We start from the raw sequence: 21,776 nt of genomic DNA on the forward strand, positions 1-21,776 counted from the left end.
CGCGGTGAACTCACCCGCAGCGCCGGCCGGTGTCCCCGGCCGGCGCTGCGGGTGGCTCCGCGATGGATGGAGGCAAGATGGGGCGTTACGTCGCGCGGCGACTGCTCCAGATGATCCCGGTGTTTCTCGGGACGACCCTGCTGATCTTCCTCATGGTGAACGTGCTGCCTGGCGACCCGGTAGCCGCACTGTGGGGAGACAAGCCGCCGGACCCGGCGCAGATGGCCAAGATCAAGAATGATCTTGGTCTGGATCTGCCCTTGTGGCAGCAGTACCTGCACTACCTCGGTGGTCTGCTGCAGGGAGACTTCGGCTCGACCATCGCCGGCAACAGACCGGTGCTCGAGCAAATCACCCAGGCATTCCCGGTCTCGGCGCGGCTCGCGGTCATGGCCTTCGTCTTCGAACTCGTGGTGGGTGTCACGCTCGGCGTCTTCGCGGGCATCCGCCGCGGCCGTGTGATCGACACGGGTGTCACCCTTTTCACGCTCCTGGTCATCTCTGTCCCGGTATTCGTGCTCGGTCTGCTCGGTCAGCAGTTCTTCGGCAACGAACTCGGCTGGATCACCCCCACCGTCCAGGACTCCAACAACATGGGACAGCTGCTGCTGCCCGCGCTGGTCCTGGGCTCCCTGAGCCTCGCCTACGTCGCCCGGCTCACCCGTACCTCGATCGCCGAGAACGCTCGCGCGGACTACATGCGCACCGCCGTGGCCAAGGGCCTGCCCCGCAGCCGCGTCGTCACCAGGCACCTGCTGCGCAACTCCCTCATCCCCGTGGTTACGTACCTGGGTACGGACATTGGTTCACTGATGGCCGGAGCGGTGGTCACCGAGGGCATCTTCAACGTCCAGGGCGTGGGCAACCTGCTTTTCCAGGCGCTGGCCCGACGTGAGGGCACCGTGGTCGTGGGTGTGGTCACCGTCATGGTCCTCATCTACCTCGCCGCCAACCTGCTCGTCGACCTGCTGTACGCGGTCCTGGACCCGAGGATTCGCTATGCCTGATTCGCCCACCAAGAGCTCCGCCGTGACGCAGACGGCCGAGCGGGAACAGGAAGCCGCGGTCGTCGAGAAGGTGGCCGACGCGGGCCCGGCGCCCGCCAAGCCCCGCTCGTTGAGCGCAGACGCCTGGGCCGACCTGCGGCGCAACCCGCTGTTCGTCACATCCGCGCTGCTCATCACGTTGCTGATCGCGGTGGCCGCGTTCCCGTCGCTTTTCACCGATGTGGACCCGGGCGCGGGCGACCTGCGCAACCACTTTCTGCAGCCGCCGCACCTGAGCCACTTCTTCCAGGGCGACTGGTTCGGCTACGACGTGCAGGGCCGCTCCATCTACTCCCGCGTTGTCCACGGCGCACGGGTCTCCGTCCTCGTCGGTATCGGCGTCACCCTGCTCTGCCTGGTCCTGGGCGGTCTCATGGGCATGCTCGCCGGATACTTCGGCGGCATCTGGGACACGATTCTGTCCCGCATCACCGACATCTTCTTCGGTATCCCGTTCATCCTCGGTGCGATGGTGGTGCTCAACGCCTTCACCGACCGCAACGTGTGGACCGTGATCGGCGCGCTGGCCTTCCTGGGCTGGACGTCCATCGCGCGCGTGATGCGGGGCGCCGTCATCACCACCAAGCACGCCGACTACGTGGTGGCGGCCAAGGCCCTGGGTGCCGGAACCGGCCGCATCCTGAGGCGGCACATCCTGCCGAACGCCATCGCTCCCGTCATCGTCGTTGCGACCATCAACCTGGGCGCCTACATCGTCACCGAGTCCACGCTGTCGTTCCTCGGCATGGGCCTGGGCACCGACGTGGTGTCCTGGGGCGCGGACATCTCGGACGCCACGAATTCCATCCGCAATGCGCCGCACGTGCTGTTCTTCCCGGCCGGAATGCTCAGCCTGACCGTGCTCGCGTTCATCATGCTCGGCGACGCGGTACGCGAAGCCCTCGACCCCAAGCTGCGCTGAGGGAGGCGTACCGATGACCATGCTCGAAGAGACGGCTCAGGTCCCCGGCCCGCTCGGTTCCCAGGACGAGGGCGGCCCGCTGCTCGAAGTCCGTGATCTGCACGTGGAGTTCCACACTCGCGACGGCGTTGCCAAGGCTGTCAACGGTGTCAACTACACGGTGAGCGCGGGGGAGACGCTTGCGGTCCTCGGCGAGTCCGGCTCTGGGAAGTCCGTGACGGCGCAGGCAATCATGGGAATCCTCGACATGCCGCCCGGGAGGATCCCGCGAGGTGAGATCTTCTTCCGGGGGCAGGACATGCTGGCGATGTCCGCCGAGGAGCGACGCAAGATCCGCGGCCGCCGGATCGCCATGATCTTCCAGGACGCGCTCTCCTCCCTGAACCCGGTGCTCTCCGTTGGCTACCAACTCGGCGAGATGTTCCGTGCCCACCAGGGCCTCTCCAGGAAGGAAGCCAAGGCCAGGGCCGTCGAGCTGATGGACCGGGTCAAGATCCCGGCCGCCTCGGCCCGTGTCAACGACTACCCGCACCAGTTCTCCGGCGGCATGCGCCAGCGCATCATGATCGCGATGGCGCTCGCCCTGGAGCCGGACCTGATCATCGCCGACGAGCCCACCACGGCCCTCGACGTGACGGTCCAGGCCCAGGTCATGGACCTGCTGGCCGAGCTCCAGCGTGAGTACAACATGGGCCTGATCCTGATCACCCACGACCTCGGCGTCGTCGCCGACGTCGCGGACAAGATCGCCGTGATGTACGCGGGCCGGATCGTGGAGACGGCGCCGGTGCACGAGCTGTACCAGCGCCCGGCCCACCCGTACACCCGCGGCCTGCTGGACTCGATCCCGCGCCTGGACCAGAAGGGTCAGGAACTCTACGCGATCAAGGGCCTGCCGCCCAACCTGACGCGCATCCCGACCGGCTGTGCCTTCAACCCGCGCTGCCCCAAGGCGCAGGACATCTGCCGCACGGAGATTCCGGCGCTGGCCCCGGTCACCGAGCGGGACGGCACGGAACTGCCCGGCCGCGGCAGCGCGTGCCACTTCTGGAAGGAAACGATCCATGGCTGAGCCCACGAAGCTCGCGAAGGACGACGAGCCGAAGGACGACGCCACACCGAACGTCTCCGAGGTGGAAACCGTCGAGGCAGCCTCCGAGGAGGAGGCGGTCGCGGCGCTGGACGCGCACGTCGAGCGCGGCGAGCCGATCCTCCAGGTCCGCAACCTGGTCAAGCACTTCCCGCTGACCCAGGGCATCCTGTTCAAGAAGCAGATCGGCGCGGTCAAGGCGGTCGACGGGGTCTCCTTCGACCTGTACCAGGGTGAGACCCTCGGCATCGTGGGCGAGTCCGGCTGCGGCAAGTCCACCGTCGCCAAGCTGCTGATGAACCTGGAGCAGGCGACCGCCGGCGAGATCTTCTACAAGGGCCAGGACATCACCCGGCTGTCGGGGCGCGCGCTGAAGGCGGTGCGCCGCAACATCCAGATGGTGTTCCAGGACCCGTACACCTCGCTCAACCCCCGTATGACGGTGGGCGACATCATCGGCGAGCCCTTCGACATCCACCCCGAGGTGGCGCCCAAGGGCGACCGGCGCCGCAAGGTGCAGGAGCTGCTGGACGTCGTCGGCCTCAACCCGGAGTACATCAACCGCTACCCGCACCAGTTCTCCGGCGGTCAGCGCCAGCGCATCGGCATCGCCCGCGGCCTCGCGCTCAACCCCGAGGTCATCATCTGCGACGAGCCGGTCTCGGCGCTGGACGTGTCCGTCCAGGCGCAGGTCATCAACCTGATGGAGCGGCTGCAGGACGAGTTCAACCTCTCCTACATCTTCATCGCGCACGACCTGTCGATCGTCCGGCACATCTCGGACCGGGTGGGCGTGATGTACCTCGGCAAGATGGCCGAGATCGGAACCGACGAGCAGATCTACGACCACCCGACGCACCCGTACACCCAGGCGCTGCTGTCGGCGGTCCCGGTGCCGGACCCGGAGGCCCGCGAGCGTCGCGAGCGGATCATCCTCACCGGCGACGTGCCGTCCCCGGCCAACCCGCCCTCGGGCTGCCGCTTCCGCACCCGCTGCTGGAAGGCCCAGGACAAGTGCGCCGAGGAGGTCCCGCTGCTCGCCGTGCCCGAGCGCTTCAAGGGCTCGGACTCCCCGGCGGCCCACGAGTCGGCCTGCCACTTCGCCGAGGAGAAGGACGTCGTCGGCGCGGCGTGACACCCTCTCACGGCACACTCCCGGTTCCCGGTGCCCTTCCAGGCGCCGGGAACCGGCGTTTTCCGGCGGATACGAGGACGGGCGGATGCTGCACCACGTCGAACTCTGGGTCCCCGACCTGCCCCGCGCGGTCCGCTCCTGGGGCTGGCTGCTGAGCAGCCTGGGGTACCACCCGTACCAGGAGTGGGAGCACGGCCGCAGCTGGCGGCTGGGACCGACGTACCTGGTGGTCGAGCGGTCACCGGCGATGCGGGCCGACGGCGGACACGACCGGACGCGTCCCGGCCTCAACCACCTCGCCTTCCACGCGGGCACTCCGGCCCGGGTCGACGCGCTGACGCGCCAGGCGCCCGCACACGGCTGGTCGCCCCTTTTCACCGACCGCTACCCGCACGCCGGCGGCCCCGACCACTACGCGGGCTACCTCGCCGACGCCGACGGGTTCGAGGTGGAGCTGGTGGCCTCCGGCGTCGAGCCGGAGGGCTGACGCGGGCTTGTGGTGGCGTTGGTGCGTCCGCGTGGAGTGACGCCCCCATCGGTGCGGCAGACATGGGGTATATGGCTTATGTGCTGATATGTCTCAGGTCACCGCATCCCGAGGAGGCACCCATGCGCGGAGTCGCGCGGGCCAGGGCCTCTCGTTTGGATCAGGCCCGCGAGCCCGGCGTGATCCAGACGAGAGGTCCCAGGTGGGCCGCGGGTGCGATGGGGGTCTTGTTCGTGCTCGCCGCCTGCGGGGGCGGGGGAGCCGGCGTCGGCGCCAAGGCGCTGACCGCGTCCTGGGGCGACCCGCAGAACCCGCTGGAGCCGTCCAACACCAACGAGGTGCAGGGCGGCAAGGTGCTCGACATGATCTTCCGGGGACTGAAGCGGTACAACCCGAGGACCGCCAAGGCCGAGAACATGCTCGCCGAGCGCATCGACACCGCCGACTCGCAGCACTTCACCATCATCGTCAAGAACGGCTGGAGGTTCAGCAACGGCGAACCGGTCACCGCCAGGTCCTTCGTCGACGCCTGGAACTACGGCGCGAGCCTGCGGAACAACCAGAAGAACGCCTACTTCTTCGGCTACATCGAGGGCTACGAGAAGGTCCACCCCGAGAGCGGCCGGCAGAGCGCCGACACCCTCTCCGGGCTGAAGGTCACCGGCCCGCGCACCTTCACCGTCACCCTCAACCAGAAGTTCTCCACCTTCCCCGACACCCTCGGCTACGCCGCCTTCGCCCCGCTGCCCCGCACCTTCTTCACCCACCACGCCGCCTGGCTGGACAAGCCGGTCGGCAACGGCCCGTACACCATCGAGTCGTACACCAAGGGCGCGCAGATGACCCTGCGGAAGTGGGACGGCTACCCCGGTCCGGACAAGGCCCGGAACGAAGGTGTGACCCTCGTGGTCTACACCGACAGCAACACCGCGTACACCGACGTGCTGGCCGGCAACCTCGACCTCGTCGACGACATCCCCGCCAGCCAGCTCAAGAACGTGCGGACCGACCTGGCCGGCCGCTACATCAACAGCCCGGCCGGCATTCTGCAGACCCTGGCCTTCCCGTTCTACGGCTCGAAGTGGAACACCGGTGGGGCGCGCAAGGTCCGCACCGGCCTGTCCATGGCCATCAACCGCAAGCAGATCACCGGGACCATCTTCCGCAACACCCGCACCCCGGCCACCGACTGGACCTCCCCGGTCCTCGGCACGGACGGCGGCTACAAGCCGGGTCTGTGCGGCCATGCCTGCGACTACGACCCCGCGTCGGCCAGGAAGCTGATCCAGGAGGGCGGCGGACTCCCCGGCGGTCAGGTGAGGATCACGTACAACGCCGACGCGGGCTCGCACAAGCAGTGGGTGGACGCCGTGTGCAACTCCATCAACAACGTGCTCGGCAACGACAAGGCGTGCGTCGGCAACCCGGTCGGCACCTTCGCCGACTTCCGCAACCAGATCGGCCGGCACCGGATGACCGGACCCTTCCGGGCCGGATGGCAGATGGACTACCCGCTGATCCAGGACTTCCTGCAACCGCAGTACTACACGGGCGCCTCCTCCAACGACGGCAAGTGGTCCGACCAGCAGTTCGACCACCTCGTCGACCAGGCCAACGCCGAGACCGACAAAGCCAAAGCGATCCGGCTCTTCCAGCAGGCCGAGGGCGTCGTCCGGGACAACATGGCCGCCATCCCGCTGTGGTACCAGAACGGCAGCGCCGGGTATTCCGACCGGTTGCGCAACGTGGCGCTCAACCCGTTCAGCGTCCCCGTCTACGACGAGATCAAGGTCGGCTGATCCGCCATGGGACGCTATGTCGCCAGGCGGCTGCTCCAGATGATCCCGGTGTTCTTCGGGGCCACTCTGCTGATCTTCCTGATGGTGAACGTGATGGGCGACCCCATCGCCGGACTGTGTGGCGAGCGCGCCTGCGACACCGCGACCGCCGCCCAGCTCAGGCGGGAGTTCGGCCTCGACAAGCCGCTGTGGCAGCAGTACGCGACCTACATGGGCAACGTCTTCACCGGCGACTTCGGCACCGCGTTCAACGGGCAGCCCGTCACCGAGCTGATGTCGTCGGCGTTCCCCGTCACCATCCGGCTGACCGTCGTCGCGATCCTCTTCGAGATCGTCGTCGGCATCACCCTGGGCGTGCTGACCGGGCTGCGCCGCGGCCGGCCCGTCGACACCTCGGTCCTGGTCCTCACCCTCGTCGTCATCTCCGTGCCCACCTTCGTCACCGGCCTGCTGCTGCAACTGCTGTTCGGTGTCCAGTGGGGCTGGATCAAACCCTCGGTGTCCCCGGCGGCGGCCTTCGGCGAACTGATCGTGCCCGGCCTGGTCCTCGCCTCCGTCTCCCTCGCCTACGTCACCCGGCTGACCCGTACCTCCATCGCCGAGAACCGGCGCTCGGACTATGTGCGCACCGCCGTCGCCAAGGGACTGCCCCGGCGCCGGGTCGTCGTCCGGCACCTGCTGCGCAACTCCCTCATCCCCGTGGTCACCTTCATCGGCACCGACATCGGCGCGCTGATGGGCGGCGCCATCGTCACCGAGCGCATCTTCAACATCCACGGCGTCGGCTACCAGCTCTACCAGGGCATCCTGCGGCAGAACACCCAGACCGTCGTCGGCTTCGTGACGGTCCTCGTCCTGGTCTTCCTGGTCGCCAACCTGCTCGTGGACCTGCTGTACGCCGTACTCGACCCGAGGATCCGCTATGCCTGAGCAGTCGCAGGAGCCCGAGCGCGCCATCGCCGGGACCGGCATGGGCGGCGCGATGGACCTCGCGGCGAGCGAGGCGACGACACTGGAGCGGGCGCCGGGCGGGCCGGAGGGCAAGCCCCGCTCCCTGTGGTCCGACGCCTGGCGCGACCTGCGCCGCGACCCCGTCTTCATCCTCTCCGCGCTGTTGATCTGCTTCCTGGTCGTCATCGCGATCCGGCCGTCCCTGATCGCCTCGGGCAACCCGCTCACCTGCGACCTGGCCAGGGCCCAGGACGGTCCCGCGCCCGGCCACCCCTTCGGCTTCGACGGCCAGGGCTGCGACGTCTACACGCGCACCGTCCACGGCGCCCGCGCCTCCGTCACAGTCGGCGTGTGCGCCACGCTCGGGGTGGCGCTCTTCGGCTCGGTGCTGGGCGGGCTCGCCGGATTCTTCGGCGGCGCCGGGGACGCCGTGCTGTCCCGGACCACCGACATCTTCTTCGCCATCCCCGTCGTCCTCGGCGGTCTGGTCCTGCTGTCCGTCGTCCCGAGCAGCACCGTCTGGCCGGTCGTCGGGTTCATCGTGCTGCTCGGCTGGCCGCAGATCTCCCGGATCGCGCGCGGCTCGGTCATCACCGCCAAACAGCTCGACTACGTCCAGGCCGCCCGCGCCCTGGGCGCCTCCAACTCCCGCATCCTGCTGCGGCACATCGCGCCCAACGCCCTCGCCCCGGTGATCGTCGTCGCCACCATCGCGCTGGGCACGTACATCGCGCTGGAGGCCACCCTGTCGTACCTCGGCGTCGGGCTGAAGCCGCCCAGCGTCTCCTGGGGCATCGACATCTCCGCCGCCTCGCCCTATGTCCGCAACGCCCCGCACGCGCTGCTGTGGCCCGCCGGGGCGCTGGCGATCACGGTCCTGGCCTTCATCATGCTCGGCGACGCGGTGCGCGACGCCCTCGACCCGAGGCTGAGGTGACGGCGCCTTGCTGCTCGAAGTCCGTGATCTGCACGTGGAGTTCCGGACCCGGGACGGGGTCGTCCACGCCGTCAACGGAGTCAGCTACGAGGTGGACGCCGGGGAGACGCTCGCCGTGCTGGGGGAGTCCGGCTCCGGCAAGTCCGTGACCGCGCAGGCGGTCATGGGCATCCTCGACGTGCCGCCCGGCCGGATCGGCGGCGGGCGGATCCTCTTCCGCGGCAGGGACCTGCTGGAACTGAAGGAGGACGAACGGCGGCGGATCCGGGGCGCCGAGATGGCGATGATCTTCCAGGACGCGCTGTCCGCGCTGAACCCGGTGCTGACCGTCGGCGACCAGCTCGGCGAGATGTTCGTGGTGCACCGGGGCATGTCCCGCAAGGACGCGCGCGCCAGGGCCGTGGAGCTGATGGACCGGGTGCGCATCCCGGCAGCACGGCAGCGCGTGCGCGACTATCCGCACCAGTTCTCCGGCGGTATGCGCCAGCGCATCATGATCGCCATGGCGCTGGCCCTGGAACCGGCGCTCATCATCGCCGACGAGCCGACCACCGCCCTCGACGTCACTGTCCAGGCCCAGGTGATGGACCTGCTCGCCGAACTCCGGCGCGAGTACCGCATGGGGCTCGTCCTCATCACCCACGACCTGGGCGTGGTCGCCGACGTCGCCGACCGGATCGCGGTGATGTACGCGGGCCGGATCGTGGAGTCCGCGCCGGTGCACGACATCTACAAGGCGCCCGCCCATCCGTACACCAGGTGCCTGCTGGACTCGATCCCGCGTCTGGACCAAAAGGGCCGGGAGCTCTTCGCGATCAAGGGCCTGCCGCCCAACCTTCAGGCGATCCCGCCCGGTTGCGCCTTCCACCCGCGCTGTCCCATGGCCCGGGACGTGTGCCGGACGGACGTACCGCCCCTGTACGAGGTCTCCGAAAGCCGCGCGAGCGCCTGCCACTTCTGGAGGGAGTGCCTGGATGGCGGAGCAGACGGCTGAGCCCACGGCTGAGCCGATCCTGGAGGTCAGCGGGCTCGTCAAGCACTACCCGCTCACCCGGGGCGTCCTGTTCAAGAAGCAGATCGGGGCGGTCAGGGCGGTCGACGGCGTCGACTTCACCCTGAGCCGGGGCGAAACACTCGGCATCGTGGGCGAGTCCGGCTGCGGCAAGTCCACGGTCGCGAAGATGCTGTGCAACCTGGAGCGGCCCACGGCGGGCGAGATCCGCTACCGGGGCGAGGACATCACCCGGCTGTCCGGCCGGGCGCTGAAGGCGGTGCGCCGCAACATCCAGATGGTGTTCCAGGACCCGTACACCTCGCTCAACCCCCGTATGACGGTGGGCGACATCATCGGCGAGCCGTACGAGATCCACCCCGAGGTGGCGCCCAAGGGCGACCGGCGTCGCAGGGTGCAGGAACTGCTGGAAGTCGTCGGCCTCAATCCGGAGTACGTCAACCGCTATCCGCACCAGTTCTCCGGCGGTCAGCGCCAGCGCATCGGGATCGCACGGGGGCTGGCCCTGCGTCCCGAGATCATCGTCGCCGACGAGCCGGTCTCCGCGCTCGACGTCTCGGTGCAGGCCCAGGTGATCAACCTGATGGAGCGGCTTCAGGACGAGTTCGACCTGTCCTACGTCTTCATCGCGCACGACCTGTCGATCGTGCGGCACATCTCCGACCGGGTGGGGGTCATGTACCTCGGGCGGATCGTCGAGATCGGAACCGACGAGCAGATCTACGACCATCCGACGCACCCCTACACCCAGGCGCTGCTGTCCGCCGTGCCCGTGCCGGACCCGGGGGCACGGGCGCGCCGGGAGCGGATCATCCTCTCGGGGGATGTGCCGTCCCCGACGAACATCCCCTCCGGCTGCCGCTTCCGCACCCGCTGCTGGAAGGCGCGGGAGCGCTGCACGCTGGAGGTGCCGGAGCTGGCGGTGCCCGCCGAGTTCCGGTACGACACCGGGCCGGCGGTGCACCCCTCGGCGTGCCACTACGCGGCGGAGCTTCAGGTGGTGCCGCCGGAGGAGCGGGACACCGACGGAAAGGGCAGCGGCTCCACAGCACCGTGACCGCGTCGGCACGCGGACGCCCTCACGGCCCGGGAAGGGGCGGTGGCCGGCGGCCGGGGCGGCGTATGGCGTGCCGTCCCGGCCCCGTGCTCAGACGAGCCCGAGTGAACGCTTGAGGAAGTCCACCTGGAGCAGCAGCAGGTTCTCGGCGACCTGCTCCTGCGGAGTCATGTGGGTGACCCCGGACAGCGGCAGCACCTCGTGCGGGCGCCCCGCGGCGAGCAGGGCGGAGGACAGCCGCAGAGCGTGGGCGACCACCACGTTGTCGTCGGCCATGCCGTGCACGATCATCAGCGGCCGGTGCGGCTCGGCGGGCGAGGACAGCCCGTCGTCGGTGACCAGGGAGCTGTGGGCGTACACCCCCGGAGCCTGTTCCGGGTCGCCCAGATACCGCTCGGTGTAGTGGGTGTCGTACAGGCGCCAGTCGGTGACCGGGGCGCCCGCGATGCCCGCGCGGAAGACGTCCGGGCGGCGCAGCACGGCCAGGGCGGCCAGGTAGCCGCCGTAGGACCAGCCGCGGATCGCCACCCGGCCGAGGTCGAGCGGATACGTCTTGGCGAGGTCCCGCAAGGCCTCGATCTGGTCGTCGAGGGTGACCGTGAAGTCGTGGTGGACGGCCTTCTCCCAGGCGGGGGAGCGGCCCGGGGTGCCGCGGCCGTCGGCGACGACCACCGCGAAGCCCTGGTCGGCGAACCACTGGGAGGTGAGGTGCGCGTTGTGCGCGGCCGCCACGCGGGAGCCGTGCGGGCCGCCGTAGGGGTCGAGGAGGACGGGGAGGGGAGCGGAGGCGGCAGTGTCACGGGGGTAGTCCGTAGGCATAAGCACGGCGCACGGGATTCGGCGTGCGCCCCCCTGGGTGAGGGTCACGCGCGGGGACAGACCGGGATCTTCGGCATGGGAGCGGATGGTGGCCACCGTCCGGCCCTCGCGCACCACCCGGACCCGGGCCCCCGGCCGGTCCATCGTGGCGGAGACGAGGACGGCCAGGCCTCCGTCGCGCACGGCGGTGTGCACACCGGGTTCCTGGCTCACGCGCTCCACGCCGAGTTCGTTGACGCGGTAGACGTGCACCTCACCGGTCTCCGCGTCGGCCGCCTCCTCGCCGGCCGAGGCGGAGACCAGCACGTCGTCGTCCGACACGTCCAGCACGGCCCGCACGTGCAACTGCGCGCCCGTGAGCGGCCGTTCGCCGACCGCCAGCACCCGCGCGCCGCCCTCGTCGGCGACACGCACGAGCTGCCCGGAGGGGGACCAGCACGGCACCCCGGGGAAAAGATCAAGCCAATCTGGATCTTCGTCGGCGTGCACCATGCGGGTCGCCCCGGACTCCGGGTCCACCGCCAGGTACAGCTGGCTTCGCTGGTCCCGCGCCTGCACCAGGAGCAGCGGCGCCCCTGCCGCTGACCAGTGCACATGAGCCAGATACGGGTAGCCGGCCCGGTCCCAGAGGACCTCCGTGCGGGTCCCGTCCAGGCCCAGCACGAACAACCGTACGTCCGCGTTGGGGGTGCCGGCGGCCGGGTAGGGGACGCGATTCGGCTCCCGCTCGGGGTGCGCCGGATCGGAGATCCACCACCGTCGCACCGGCGTGTCGTCCACGCGCGCCACGAGCAGCCGGTCCGACTCCGGCGCCCACCAGAAGCCGCGGGAGCGGTGCATCTCCTCGGCCGCGATGAACTCCGCGAGGCCGTAGGCGACGCCCTCGGACTCCGGTTCGGCGAGCGCCCGGTCGCCGTCGCCCTCGGCACCCACCACCCGCAGGGCCCCGGCGGTGACGTAGGCGACCTGCCGTCCGTCGGGGGACGGACGGGGGTCGATCACCGGCCCGGGGACGGGCAGTTCGCGCGCCGTACCCGCCCGCAACTCGGCCGTGAAAAGCCGCCCTGACAAGGCGAAGGACGCCAACTCCGCGGCGGTGTCGGTGGCGTAGCCGACGATGCCCGCGCCGCCCTCGCGACTGCGTTCGCGGCGCGCCCGTTCCTCGGCCGAGAGGTGTTCGCCGGCGCCGCCGAGGAGGGCGCGCGGGTCGGCGGCCACGCGCTCCGCGCCGTCGTCAAGGTCGAGTACCCAAAGGGAGTTGGCCCGGTCGGTGCCGGATCCGGAGCGCAGGAACACGACGCGGGAGGCGTCGGGAGCCACGGTGAACGCGCGTGGCGCGCCGAGCGTGAACCGCTGGGTGCGCGCGTGCCGTCGGGGGAAGGAGACAGGCTCGGTCGTCATGCCATGACCATATTGGCCATGCGCCCCCTTGTGCGGCCGTGCGCCGACCGATGCGCGCGTGCGGATAGTTATGATCGTTAGCGCATAGTGGGTATGAACCTGCTGCCCCCTGTGTGGATTTATCTGCCCCATAGTCCGACGACCCCCGATACCCCCGACACCCCCCGCGTCCCGGGAACTTTGGAGGTGAGCCGCCGTGGCACTCTCGATTTCGGCGGTGGTGCTGCTGGCGATCATCGTCTTCTTGCTGATCAAGAAGTCGGGCCTCAAGGCCGGTCATGCGGTCGTGTGCATGCTCTTGGGCTTCTACCTGGCGTCGTCCACGGTCGCCCCCACGATCAGCGAACTCACCACGAACATCGCGGGGATGATCGGCAGCTTCAAGTTCTGAGGTCGACCGGCGCCCAGCTCGTCCGGCCCCGCCGGGGCCGGGCTCCGGGTCAGGGCCGGGTCGCGGGTCAGAGGTCGCCGCAGGCGTCCCGTGCCTTCGCCAGTTCCTGCTTCACTTCCTTGCCGAAGTCGAAGGTCTGCGCATGGAGCGTCTGCGCTCGCCGGACGGCTTCGGCGAGCGGTTTGTACCGTTCGTCGCCCGCGGCCGCCGACGCCGAGAGCACACCGGCCGCGGCGAACCGGTTCATCGCGATGTCGCCCTCCGGTCCCTTCGAGCCGTACTTCGACTCGTCGAATCCACCGAGGGCGCGGCACGCGTCGCGCGCGTCGTCCGCCGGGGCGGACGCGCCGGCCCGGCCGTCATCGCTCAGAACCCACGCCGCGCCCACGGCGCCCCCGCCGACCACGAGGCCCGTCACCAGCGCGGCGACCGGGACGATGCCAGGACGCCGGGAAGTCGTGGGTGCCGGTGATGCCGACGGGACCGGAGCGCTGTACTGCGGCTGCGATGACATGCCCCCAACTTAAGGCATGCATATGACAGGTTCGTCGGCACTCCGGCAGCCCGCGCCGGGGCGGGGTCCGGCCCCTCGTAGGGTTGGACCCATGACGGAACGGGCCGCTCGGCGGCTGATGCTGGTGCACGCGCATCCCGACGACGAGTCGATCAACAACGGCGCGACCATGGCGCGGTACGCGGCCGAGGGCGCCCTGGTGACGCTGGTGACCTGCACGCTCGGGGAACGGGGCGAGGTCATCCCGGACGAACTGCGGCATCTGGAGGGGACGGCCGGGCTCGGGGCGTATCGGGGGCAGGAGCTGGCCGCGGCCATGCAGGAGCTCGGAGTCGAGGACTTCCGGCTGCTCGGCGGGGCCGGGCGGTACCGGGACTCCGGGATGATGGGGCTCGCCGACAACGGCGACCCGGACTGCCTGTGGCAGGCCGACCTCGACGCCGCCGCCGAGCACCTCGTCGCCGTGATCCGCGAGGTGCGCCCGCAGGTTCTCGTCACCTACGACGACAACGGCGGCTACGGCCACCCCGACCACGTCCAGGCCCACCGCATCGCCATGCGCGCCGCGGACCTGGCCGCCGACCCGGTCGTACGCCCCGACCTCGGCGAGCCCTGGCGGATCGCCAAGGTGTACTGGAACCGCGTCCCGCGTCCGGTCGCCGAGGCCGCCTTCGCGCGGCTGAAGGACGACCTGCCCGGGCTGCCGTTCGACGAGCCGGCGACGATCGACGACGTTCCCGGAGTCGTCGGCGACGAGCGCGTCACCACGGCGATCGACGGCAGCGCGTACGCCGCCGCCAAGGCCGCCGCGATGCGCGCGCACGCCACCCAGATCGAGGTGGCCGAGCCGTACTTCGCCCTTTCCAACCAGCTCGCCCAGCCGGTCTTCACCACCGAGTTCTACGAGCTGGTGCGCGGGGAACCCGGCGCCGAGAAGGGGGAGCGGGAGACCGATCTGTTCGCCGGGGCCGAGGAGGAGACGTCATGAGTTCAGGGGGAGGGGGCTCCATGCTCGCGCAGCCCCTCAAGCCGCCCTCCGCCGGGCGGGCCGCAGCGTATCTGGGGCTCTTCCTGCTCGGCGCGGTGGTCGCGGTCGCGGGTGCACTGGTGCAGGCCGCCTGGTTCCCCGGCGGGCTGCTGCTCGCGCTCGCGGGCGCCGCCGGGCTGTTCCTGGGCGGGGCGCGGGCCGTGCGCAGCCGTGGCGGGGCCGTGGCGGGTGCGGCCGGCTGGATCGTCACCGTGTTCGTGCTCACCACCAGCCGCCCCGAAGGGGACTTCTTCTTCGCGGCCGAGAGCGGCTCCTATCTCTTCCTGCTCGGCGGCATGGCCGCTGCTGTGATCTGCGCCACCCTGGCGCCGGGACGGCAACGGCACGACGACGACGCCCGACTTGGCAAGTGACGTACCACTTCTTCCCGTGGTGCCGGTGCGGGTCCGGTGGGGGTTTACCCAGCGGTCCCGGGATAAGGGCCTGAAGCGGCCAGTATGGTGGTGCGCGCGCCGCCGAGCCGCCCGCACTGAGGTCGTAACGGGCGGCGGAGCCAACCGGGAGAACCTGCCTTGAGTCGTGAAACTGACACTCCGTCGTCCGGGCCCAACGGGCGCGGCGGAGCCGCCTACCCCTCGGGGACCCCGCCGTACGGAATCCCGGCGGTCTCCGACGACCGAGCGGACGCGGGCCGTTCGGCCACGCAGCCCGAGGAACGCAAGACCGAGACCACACTGACGACCCGGATCCGGATCAACATCCCCGGATCCCGGCCGATCCCGCCGGTCGTCGTGCGTACGCCCGTCTCCTCGGAGGAATCCGAGAACAGCGCCCAGGACACCGGCGGCGAGGCCCGGCAGCCGGCCGCCCCGCCGCCCAAGGCCACGGCGGAGCCGCCCGCCGAGCCCGCGGCACCGGCGGGGGAGAAGCCGACCAGCGACTGGTTCGCGCCCCGCAAGTCCCAGGCGAACAAAGGCGGTCAGGGGGGCGTCTCCACCAACGGCGCGGGAGTGCCGGGTGGTTCGGGCGCGCCCGCGGCGAACGGGTCCGGCCCCGGCGCTTCCGGTCCGGGAACCTCCGTCCCCCGGCCCGCGGGCGCCGGCTCCTCCGACCCGGGCTCGTCCGGCGGGGCCCGCCCCGGCGGCGTGGTCGGCGCCATGAACGTGCCCGGCGTCGCCAACGGCTCCCGTCCCGGCTCCAACGGCGCCGGGCTGCCCGGGGCCACCGGCGGCCCCGTCGCCCCTGGCCACGGCGGCGGCACCGGGTCCTTCGACGTCACCGAGGCGCTGGCCTCGGGCCCGCTCTCCGGCGGTCCCCGCCCCGGCGGCGACGAGCCGCGCCGTGACGACCTTCCCTACTTCTCCGAGAACGGCCGCGACGGTCAGGGCGGCCCGAGCGGCGCCGGTGGCCTCGGCGGGCCGGGCGTCCCCGGCGTGCCGGGCGGTCCGCAGGGCCCCACGGGCCCGACGAGCGGCCCCGTCACCGGCGACGGACCGCTGCGGCCGCCCGCGGACGGAGCACCCGCGGGACCCGCCGGAGGCGCGGGACACCCGGGCGCTGTCCCCGGCGCGCACACGGCGCGCCCCGGCGGCGGTCTGAGCGACGACACCGCGGTCCTCACCCCGCAGCGGCACGTTCCGGAGCCGGGTACCCCCGGTTACGGCGCCCGGCCGGACAACGTCTCCGGGCACACGGTCACCAGCGGCATGCCCGTCATCCAGCCCGGTGCCAACTCGCCGTTCGGGCCCGGCGCCGACGGGAACGGGCCGATGGGGCAGATGCCGCCGGGGCTGGCCGAGCCGGCCCCGCAGAGCGCCGCCGCGGCCGCCGCCGGCGCGCCCAAGCCCAAGAAGAAGGGCCGCAACAAGCTCGTCCTGCTCTGTGGCGCCGTGATCGTCGTCGCCGGTGTCGCCTATGGCGCCGGGCTGCTGATGAACCACTCCGACGTGCCCAAGGGCACCACCGTGCTCGGCGTCGACATCGGCGGCGGCACCCGCGACGACGCGGTCAAGGAGCTCGACGACGCCTTCGGCAGCCGGGTGAACCAGCCGCTGAAGCTGTCGGTCGAGGGCAGGACCGTCACCCTCAAGCCGGACCAGGCCGGGCTCCAGTTCGACACCCAGGCCACCGCCAGCGCGGCCGCGGCGAGCGACTACAACCCCGTGTCGGTGATCGGCTCACTGTTCGGCAACCACCGGGTGGTCCAGCCGCAGATGCCGGTCGACGAGGAGAAGCTCCAGGTCGCCCTGCAGAGCGTCTCGGGCGGTGCCGGTTCGGTGACCGAGGGCGGCATCAAGTTCCAGTCCGGCAAGGCCGTCGCCGTCTACGGCAAGCCGGGCAAGGGCATCGACGTCGGCGGCTCGACCCAGCTGGTCCAGCAGGCGTACCGCGCCCAGGTGGAGACGGGCACGGCCACGCCGGTCCAGCTGCCCACCGTCACCCTGCAGCCGACGGTCTCCAATGCCGAGGTCGACCGGATGATGAAGGAGTTCGCGGAGCCGGCGATGTCCGACATCGTCACCGTTCAGACCGACCCGGCGCACAGCATCAGGTTCGGCCCCGTGTCCCTGCCGAAGATCCTCGGCGTCAAGGCCGTCGGCGGCAAGCTCTCGGAGACGTACGACCTCGAGGCGCTCAAGAAGGCGTACGGCGGCACCTTCGACGGGGTGCTGATCACCCGGGCCACCGGGCAGAAGACGGCCGTCACTCCGCAGGACGTCGCCTCCGCGCTGCGCAAGGCGCTGCGCGGCAGGACGACGGCGGAGCGGGTCGAAGTCATCGACACCAACCCCAGCTAGGGCGTGTTTCGAAAGTCCCGTCTGGTCCGCGACGCCTGGCACGGCACCTCGCCGCGTTGTCGGGATCGTCCACGTACGCCCAGTACGAGGACGACCCTCCGCCTTGCGATGCACCACACCAGACGCCGCGGACCCCGCCCTCCGGGCGGACGACGCTACTTTCGAAACACGCCCTAGTGCCCCGACAGCCGCGGCACTAGAAACCCGGTAGCAGCGCAGAGGGCACCCGGTCCGTACGGACTCCGGGTGCCCTCTCGTCGTGGCGGTGCGCGTCGCGCGGGAGAAGGGCCGGCTGTGGAAGCGCTCGCCGGGCGGCCGCGCGAAGCGCCCTCGGCCGCTTCAGTTCAGCAGGGCCCGCGCGGCCCGCGCCTGCCCCCGCACCTGCTCGGCCGCGGGCTCGTCCACCGCGCCCAGCACATCGGCGTACGCCTCGAGCTCCCGGGCTCCGCCCACGAAGTCACCCCGCTGCACCAGCAGCTGCGCCCGCTCGTACCGCAACCGCGCCGGATGCGACGGCAGCAAGAGCGACAGCTCCACCGCCCACAGCGCCACGTCCGACCGCTCGGGCCGCACGGCCGCCCAGGCCCGGATGTTGTTCAGGATCCGGGACACGACCTCCAGAGGCGTGGCGGGCACCAGCATCGACGGGTGCAGCGGCGCGCCCGTCGCGCCGACCACCAGCAGTTCGGCGTCCGCCCCCGTCAGCACCCGGCCCCCGTCGAACGGGTCCGCGAGCACCTGTTCCCCCGCCGCCCCGAACCCCACGACGAAGTGCCCGGGCAGCGCGACCCCGTACACCGGTGCCCCGGCCCGCCGCGCCACCTCCATCCACACCACCGACAGCAGGATGGGCAGCCCGCGCCGCCGCACCAGCACCTCGTGCAACAGGGAGGACTCCAGCCGCTGGTAGTCCGCCGCCGAGCCGTGGAACCCGTACCGCTCGCCGAGCAGTTCGCACACGGCCTGAGCCCAGTCCCGCGGCCCGCCCGGCCGGAACGGCAGCTGCCCCGCGAGCCGGTCCAGCTCCAGCTGCGCCGCGTCCATGCCGGCCTCGTCCAGCGTCCCGTCGGCCGCCGCGCCCATCAGCAGGCACAGCGTCGCGAGGTCCGGCCGCTCGGACCGCGCCTCCTCGCCGAACCACCGGCGCACCGCGGCGGACCGTTCCGGAGACGGCGGATGCAGGGGACGCATAGCAGGCTCGTGCCCTTTCACGACGATCCGTACCACGGACGAGCGCCGGGGTTTTGCGGGGACTTTGGCGCGGTCTCCACCTGCGCCGGCCGCGGGTGGCCGCTCCCGCCGCATTCCGGGGCGCGGTAGTGGTGGTACGCGTGGTGCGCGCCGAAGCCCATCCCGGCGTACAGCGCCCGCGCCGCGGCGTTGTCGGTCTCGACCTGGAGCCAGGCCGCCGAGGCGCCCTCGTCGAGGGCCCTGCGGGCGAGCGCGGCGAGCACGGTGGTGGCGAGCCCGCGTCGCCGCAGCGCCGGATCCACCTCGACGGCGGCGAAGGACGCCCACCGGCCGTCGACGACACACCGTCCGATCGCCGCGGGAACACCGCCCTCACCGGGCACCGTCGCGAACCACGTCGACGGCCCGCTGCCGAGCACCTTCAGGGCCACCTCGCTCACCCCTTTGCGCTGGTACCGCGCAAGCCACGCCTCGTCGGCCGTGCGGGACAGCACGACCCCGGAGCCCTCGGCCCGGTCGGCGACCGGCGCGAGCGCCCCGATCCACAGCTCGGCGGTCACCTCGCGCACCCAGCCCCGCCGCTCCAGCTCCGCGCACAGCAGTTCCTGCGTGCCCTCGGCGCCGGTGGCCGTCTGGATGTACGCGGGCAGGCCGCGCTCGCCGTACCAGCGTCGTACGGCGGCCAGGGCCGCGTCGAGGGGAAGGCCGGGATCGCCGAGCGGCAGCACCGAGTTGGCGCGGCGGGTGAATCCCGCGGCGGCCCGGAGTTCCCACTCGCCCAACGGCTCGCTGTCCACCGGCCGCCAGGCCCGCGCCGCCGCCCGCGCGAGCTCCTCGTAGGTGGCCGCCGGGCCCCGCCGCCGGGCCGGCGCGGCCGGTACGACCTTGCCCGCGACCAGGGAGGACTCCTCGATCCGTACGGTCTCGCCACTCTTCCGTGTGATCACCAGCACACCGTTGTCCCATGATGTGAGAACTCCGACCGTGTCGGTGAACTTCTCACCCGGCGCGCCAGGTTCGCTCAAGCGCCGTATTGAGACCCGTTTGCCCACGTCAGCAGCGGTGATACGGACCTCGAGGCGCCCTGTCGCCGATATTTCCACGGGTCTGTTCACCCCTCCTGTTCGGATCATGCCCCGGAACGGAGATACTAGGGGCGGGCATCGACGACGCCGCGCTCCCGCGCGCCAGGCGGCGGAGCCTGTGGAGGCCCGCCAGCGCCCTATCGAGGAGGAACGACAGCGTGACCTACGTCATCGCGCAGCCTTGTGTCGACGTCAAGGACAAGGCGTGCATCGAGGAGTGCCCGGTCGACTGCATCTACGAGGGCCAGCGGTCCTTGTACATCCACCCGGACGAATGCGTCGACTGCGGAGCCTGTGAACCGGTCTGCCCGGTCGAGGCGATCTTCTACGAGGACGACACTCCCGAGGAGTGGAAGGACTACTACAAGGCCAACGTCGAGTTCTTCGACGAGCTCGGCTCTCCCGGTGGCGCCAGCAAGCTGGGGCTGATCGAGCGCGACCACCCCATCATCGCCGCACTGCCGCCGCAGAACCAGTAAGAGCGGCCCGCCTTCGCGCCGCCTCGGTCCCGTACGGCCTGATCGCACTCCAGCGCTCCGCCCGCCGCACGGGACCGAGGCGTTTTCCGGACCAGAAAGTGAGCCTGATCCCCGTGTCCGCACTCTCCGACCGGCTCCCCGCCTTTCCCTGGGACAAGCTGGAGCCGTACAAGAAGACGGCCGCGGCCCATCCGGACGGCATCGTCGACCTGTCGGTCGGCACCCCGGTGGACCCGGTCCCCGGCCTGATCCAGAAGGCGCTGATCGCGGCCGCGGACTCCCCGGGCTATCCGACGGTGTGGGGCACGCCCGAGCTGCGTGACGCGATCACCGGCTGGGTCGAGCGCCGCCTCGGCGCGCGGGGCGTCACCCACCGGCACGTCCTGCCGATCGTCGGCTCCAAGGAGCTGGTCGCCTGGCTCCCCACCCAGCTGGGCCTCGGCCCCGGCGACAAGGTCGCGTACCCGCGCCTGGCCTATCCGACCTACGAGGTCGGCGCCCGCCTGGCCGGCGCGGACCACCTCGTCTACTCGACGACACCGGGCGCCGGCGCGCCGGACCCCACCGAGCTGGACCCGGCGGGCCTGAAGCTGCTGTGGCTGAACTCGCCCTCCAACCCCACGGGCCAGGTGCTGCCCAAGGAGGAGCTGCGGAGGATCGTCGCCTGGGCCCGCGAGCACGGCGTTCTGGTCTTCTCCGACGAGTGCTACCTGGAGCTGGGCTGGGAGGCGGACCCGGTCTCCGTCCTGCACCCGGACGTGAACGGCGGCTCGTATGAGGGCGTCGTCGCGGTCCACTCGCTGTCCAAGCGCTCGAACCTGGCCGGCTACCGCGCCGCGTTCCTGGCCGGCGACCCGGCCGTCCTCGGCCCCCTGCTGGAGATCCGCAAGCACGGCGGCATGATGACCTCGGCGCCGACGCAGGCGGCGGTCGTGGCCGCCCTCGGCGACGACACCCACGTCCGCGAGCAGCGCGAACGCTACGCCGCCCGCCGTACGGCGCTGCGCCGGGCCCTGCTCTCCCACGGCTTCCGCATCGAGCACAGCGAGGCGAGCCTCTACCTGTGGGCCACCCGCGACGAGTCCTGCTGGACCACGGTCGCCCACCTCGCCGAACGAGGCATCCTGGTTGCCCCGGGCGACTTCTACGGTCCGGCGGGCGCGGACTTCGTGCGTGTCGCGCTGACGGCGACGGACGAGCGGGTCCGCGCGGCGGTGGAACGCCTGGCCGGGTAGTCCGCGGCGCCGTACGCCGACGGGGTCCGGGGAGGAGACCCCGGACCCCGTCGGTCGTTCGAGCGGTGCTCAGCCGAGAGGCAGACCGGAGACCGGCAGGGACTGCGCCGGCAGCCCGCCCTTCGTCACCGTCCGCGCGGCGCCGCCGAGGAGCCCCCCGGCGGACCCCGCCGCCTTCCGCGCCGTCGGCGCCGCCTGCTTCACGACCTTGCCGCCGGAGTCGCCCGCGACCCCGGCGACGTGCTGCGCGGCACCGTCCACGGTGTTGCCGACGCTCGCCCCGTCCAGGGCGGTCAGCCCGCCGAGGTTCGGGGCGGCCGGCAGCTGGGGGGCAGCGCTGGCGGCACCGGCCGCACCGACCCCGGCGGCCGCTCCCGCAGCGACGAGCAGCGCGGCACGGGCGATCCGGCGGGTCAGGGGGAGGGACATGTTGCTCCTT

The 21,776-nt window shown here is 71.3% G+C and carries 21 protein-coding genes; 16 read left to right on the plus strand and 5 right to left on the minus strand.

Annotated elements, in window-relative coordinates:
* Positions 1-77 precede the first annotated feature (77 nt).
* The 10 genes from ACFY4A_RS08130 to ACFY4A_RS08175 all read left to right on the plus strand — a co-directional run bounded on the left by ACFY4A_RS08130 (position 78) and on the right by ACFY4A_RS08175 (position 10,436).
* The gene (locus ACFY4A_RS08130) at positions 78-1,007 is read left to right on the plus strand and encodes an ABC transporter permease (protein ID WP_390828581.1); all 930 of its coding nucleotides are present in this window, start codon (positions 78-80) and stop codon (positions 1,005-1,007) included.
* The gene (locus ACFY4A_RS08135; protein ID WP_390828582.1) at positions 1,000-1,968 is read left to right on the plus strand and encodes an ABC transporter permease; all 969 of its coding nucleotides are present in this window, start codon (positions 1,000-1,002) and stop codon (positions 1,966-1,968) included. The genes ACFY4A_RS08130 and ACFY4A_RS08135 overlap by 8 nt, the downstream gene beginning before the upstream one ends.
* 13 nt (positions 1,969-1,981) lie before the next feature.
* On the plus strand, positions 1,982-3,040 hold the full coding sequence (locus ACFY4A_RS08140; RefSeq protein ID WP_390828583.1) for an ABC transporter ATP-binding protein: 1,059 nt from the start codon (positions 1,982-1,984) through the stop codon (positions 3,038-3,040).
* Positions 3,033-4,193 (plus strand): ABC transporter ATP-binding protein, encoded by a 1,161-nt coding sequence (locus tag ACFY4A_RS08145; RefSeq protein WP_390828584.1) that lies wholly within the window; start codon positions 3,033-3,035, stop codon positions 4,191-4,193. Before ACFY4A_RS08140 ends, ACFY4A_RS08145 begins: the two co-directional genes overlap by 8 nt.
* Positions 4,194-4,278: 85 nt before the next feature.
* Positions 4,279-4,680, plus strand: a complete 402-nt coding sequence (locus ACFY4A_RS08150; RefSeq protein WP_390828585.1) for a VOC family protein — start codon at positions 4,279-4,281, stop codon at positions 4,678-4,680.
* Positions 4,681-4,898: 218 nt separating this feature from the next.
* Complete coding sequence (locus ACFY4A_RS08155) at positions 4,899-6,479, plus strand: ABC transporter substrate-binding protein (RefSeq protein WP_390828586.1); 1,581 nt, start codon at positions 4,899-4,901, stop codon at positions 6,477-6,479.
* Positions 6,480-6,485: 6 nt separating this feature from the next.
* A complete protein-coding gene (locus ACFY4A_RS08160) occupies positions 6,486-7,409 on the plus strand; it encodes an ABC transporter permease (RefSeq protein WP_390828587.1) in 924 nt (307 codons plus the stop codon).
* The gene (locus ACFY4A_RS08165; protein ID WP_390828588.1) at positions 7,402-8,367 is read left to right on the plus strand and encodes an ABC transporter permease; all 966 of its coding nucleotides are present in this window, start codon (positions 7,402-7,404) and stop codon (positions 8,365-8,367) included. Before ACFY4A_RS08160 ends, ACFY4A_RS08165 begins: the two co-directional genes overlap by 8 nt.
* Positions 8,368-8,374: 7 nt before the next feature.
* Positions 8,375-9,361, plus strand: a complete 987-nt coding sequence (locus tag ACFY4A_RS08170) for an ABC transporter ATP-binding protein (RefSeq protein ID WP_390828589.1) — start codon at positions 8,375-8,377, stop codon at positions 9,359-9,361.
* The gene (locus ACFY4A_RS08175; RefSeq protein ID WP_390828590.1) at positions 9,342-10,436 is read left to right on the plus strand and encodes an ABC transporter ATP-binding protein; all 1,095 of its coding nucleotides are present in this window, start codon (positions 9,342-9,344) and stop codon (positions 10,434-10,436) included. The genes ACFY4A_RS08170 and ACFY4A_RS08175 overlap by 20 nt, the downstream gene beginning before the upstream one ends.
* A gap of 90 nt (positions 10,437-10,526) precedes the next feature.
* On the opposite strand, the gene ACFY4A_RS08180 is transcribed toward ACFY4A_RS08175, so the two are convergent.
* Complete coding sequence (locus ACFY4A_RS08180) at positions 10,527-12,656, minus strand: alpha/beta fold hydrolase (protein ID WP_390828591.1); 2,130 nt, start codon at positions 12,654-12,656, stop codon at positions 10,527-10,529.
* Between the two features lie 196 nt (positions 12,657-12,852).
* Here ACFY4A_RS08180 and ACFY4A_RS08185 point away from each other — a divergent pair, with 196 nt between their 5' ends.
* Positions 12,853-13,047 (plus strand): hypothetical protein, encoded by a 195-nt coding sequence (locus ACFY4A_RS08185; protein WP_361413222.1) that lies wholly within the window; start codon positions 12,853-12,855, stop codon positions 13,045-13,047.
* A gap of 67 nt (positions 13,048-13,114) precedes the next feature.
* Here the strand turns inward: ACFY4A_RS08185 and ACFY4A_RS08190 are convergent, their stop codons facing one another.
* Positions 13,115-13,561: a hypothetical protein gene (locus tag ACFY4A_RS08190; protein ID WP_390828592.1), complete on the minus strand. Its 447-nt coding sequence runs from the start codon at positions 13,559-13,561 to the stop codon at positions 13,115-13,117.
* A 91-nt stretch (positions 13,562-13,652) separates the two neighbouring features.
* On the opposite strand from ACFY4A_RS08190, the gene mshB reads away from it, so the two are divergent.
* The 3 genes from mshB to ACFY4A_RS08205 all read left to right on the plus strand — a co-directional run bounded on the left by mshB (position 13,653) and on the right by ACFY4A_RS08205 (position 17,347).
* Entirely contained in the window at positions 13,653-14,549 is an 897-nt protein-coding gene (mshB, locus tag ACFY4A_RS08195) for an N-acetyl-1-D-myo-inositol-2-amino-2-deoxy-alpha-D-glucopyranoside deacetylase (protein WP_390828593.1), read from the plus strand.
* A complete protein-coding gene (locus ACFY4A_RS08200) occupies positions 14,546-14,962 on the plus strand; it encodes a DUF6113 family protein (RefSeq protein ID WP_390828594.1) in 417 nt (138 codons plus the stop codon). The genes mshB and ACFY4A_RS08200 overlap by 4 nt, the downstream gene beginning before the upstream one ends.
* A 159-nt stretch (positions 14,963-15,121) precedes the next feature.
* Positions 15,122-17,347, plus strand: a complete 2,226-nt coding sequence (locus tag ACFY4A_RS08205) for a hypothetical protein (protein WP_390828595.1) — start codon at positions 15,122-15,124, stop codon at positions 17,345-17,347.
* 339 nt (positions 17,348-17,686) lie between these two features.
* On the opposite strand, the gene ACFY4A_RS08210 is transcribed toward ACFY4A_RS08205, so the two are convergent.
* Together ACFY4A_RS08210 and ACFY4A_RS08215 are read right to left on the minus strand one after the other, a co-directional pair.
* Complete coding sequence (locus ACFY4A_RS08210) at positions 17,687-18,538, minus strand: tetratricopeptide repeat protein (RefSeq protein WP_390828596.1); 852 nt, start codon at positions 18,536-18,538, stop codon at positions 17,687-17,689.
* 17 nt (positions 18,539-18,555) lie between these two features.
* The gene (locus ACFY4A_RS08215; protein ID WP_390828759.1) at positions 18,556-19,641 is read right to left on the minus strand and encodes a GNAT family N-acetyltransferase; all 1,086 of its coding nucleotides are present in this window, start codon (positions 19,639-19,641) and stop codon (positions 18,556-18,558) included.
* A 140-nt stretch (positions 19,642-19,781) separates the two neighbouring features.
* On the opposite strand from ACFY4A_RS08215, the gene fdxA reads away from it, so the two are divergent.
* Together fdxA and ACFY4A_RS08225 are read left to right on the plus strand one after the other, a co-directional pair.
* Positions 19,782-20,102: a ferredoxin gene (fdxA, locus tag ACFY4A_RS08220; RefSeq protein ID WP_100568222.1), complete on the plus strand. Its 321-nt coding sequence runs from the start codon at positions 19,782-19,784 to the stop codon at positions 20,100-20,102.
* A 113-nt stretch (positions 20,103-20,215) separates the two neighbouring features.
* Positions 20,216-21,337: a bifunctional succinyldiaminopimelate transaminase/glutamate-prephenate aminotransferase gene (locus tag ACFY4A_RS08225; protein ID WP_390828597.1), complete on the plus strand. Its 1,122-nt coding sequence runs from the start codon at positions 20,216-20,218 to the stop codon at positions 21,335-21,337.
* 69 nt (positions 21,338-21,406) lie between these two features.
* Here the strand turns inward: ACFY4A_RS08225 and ACFY4A_RS08230 are convergent, their stop codons facing one another.
* Positions 21,407-21,766: an ATP-binding protein gene (locus ACFY4A_RS08230; protein WP_390828599.1), complete on the minus strand. Its 360-nt coding sequence runs from the start codon at positions 21,764-21,766 to the stop codon at positions 21,407-21,409.
* Positions 21,767-21,776 lie beyond the last annotated feature (10 nt).

Source organism: Streptomyces sp. NPDC001292 (assembly GCF_042896465.1).
Lineage (GTDB): Bacteria > Actinomycetota > Actinomycetes > Streptomycetales > Streptomycetaceae > Streptomyces.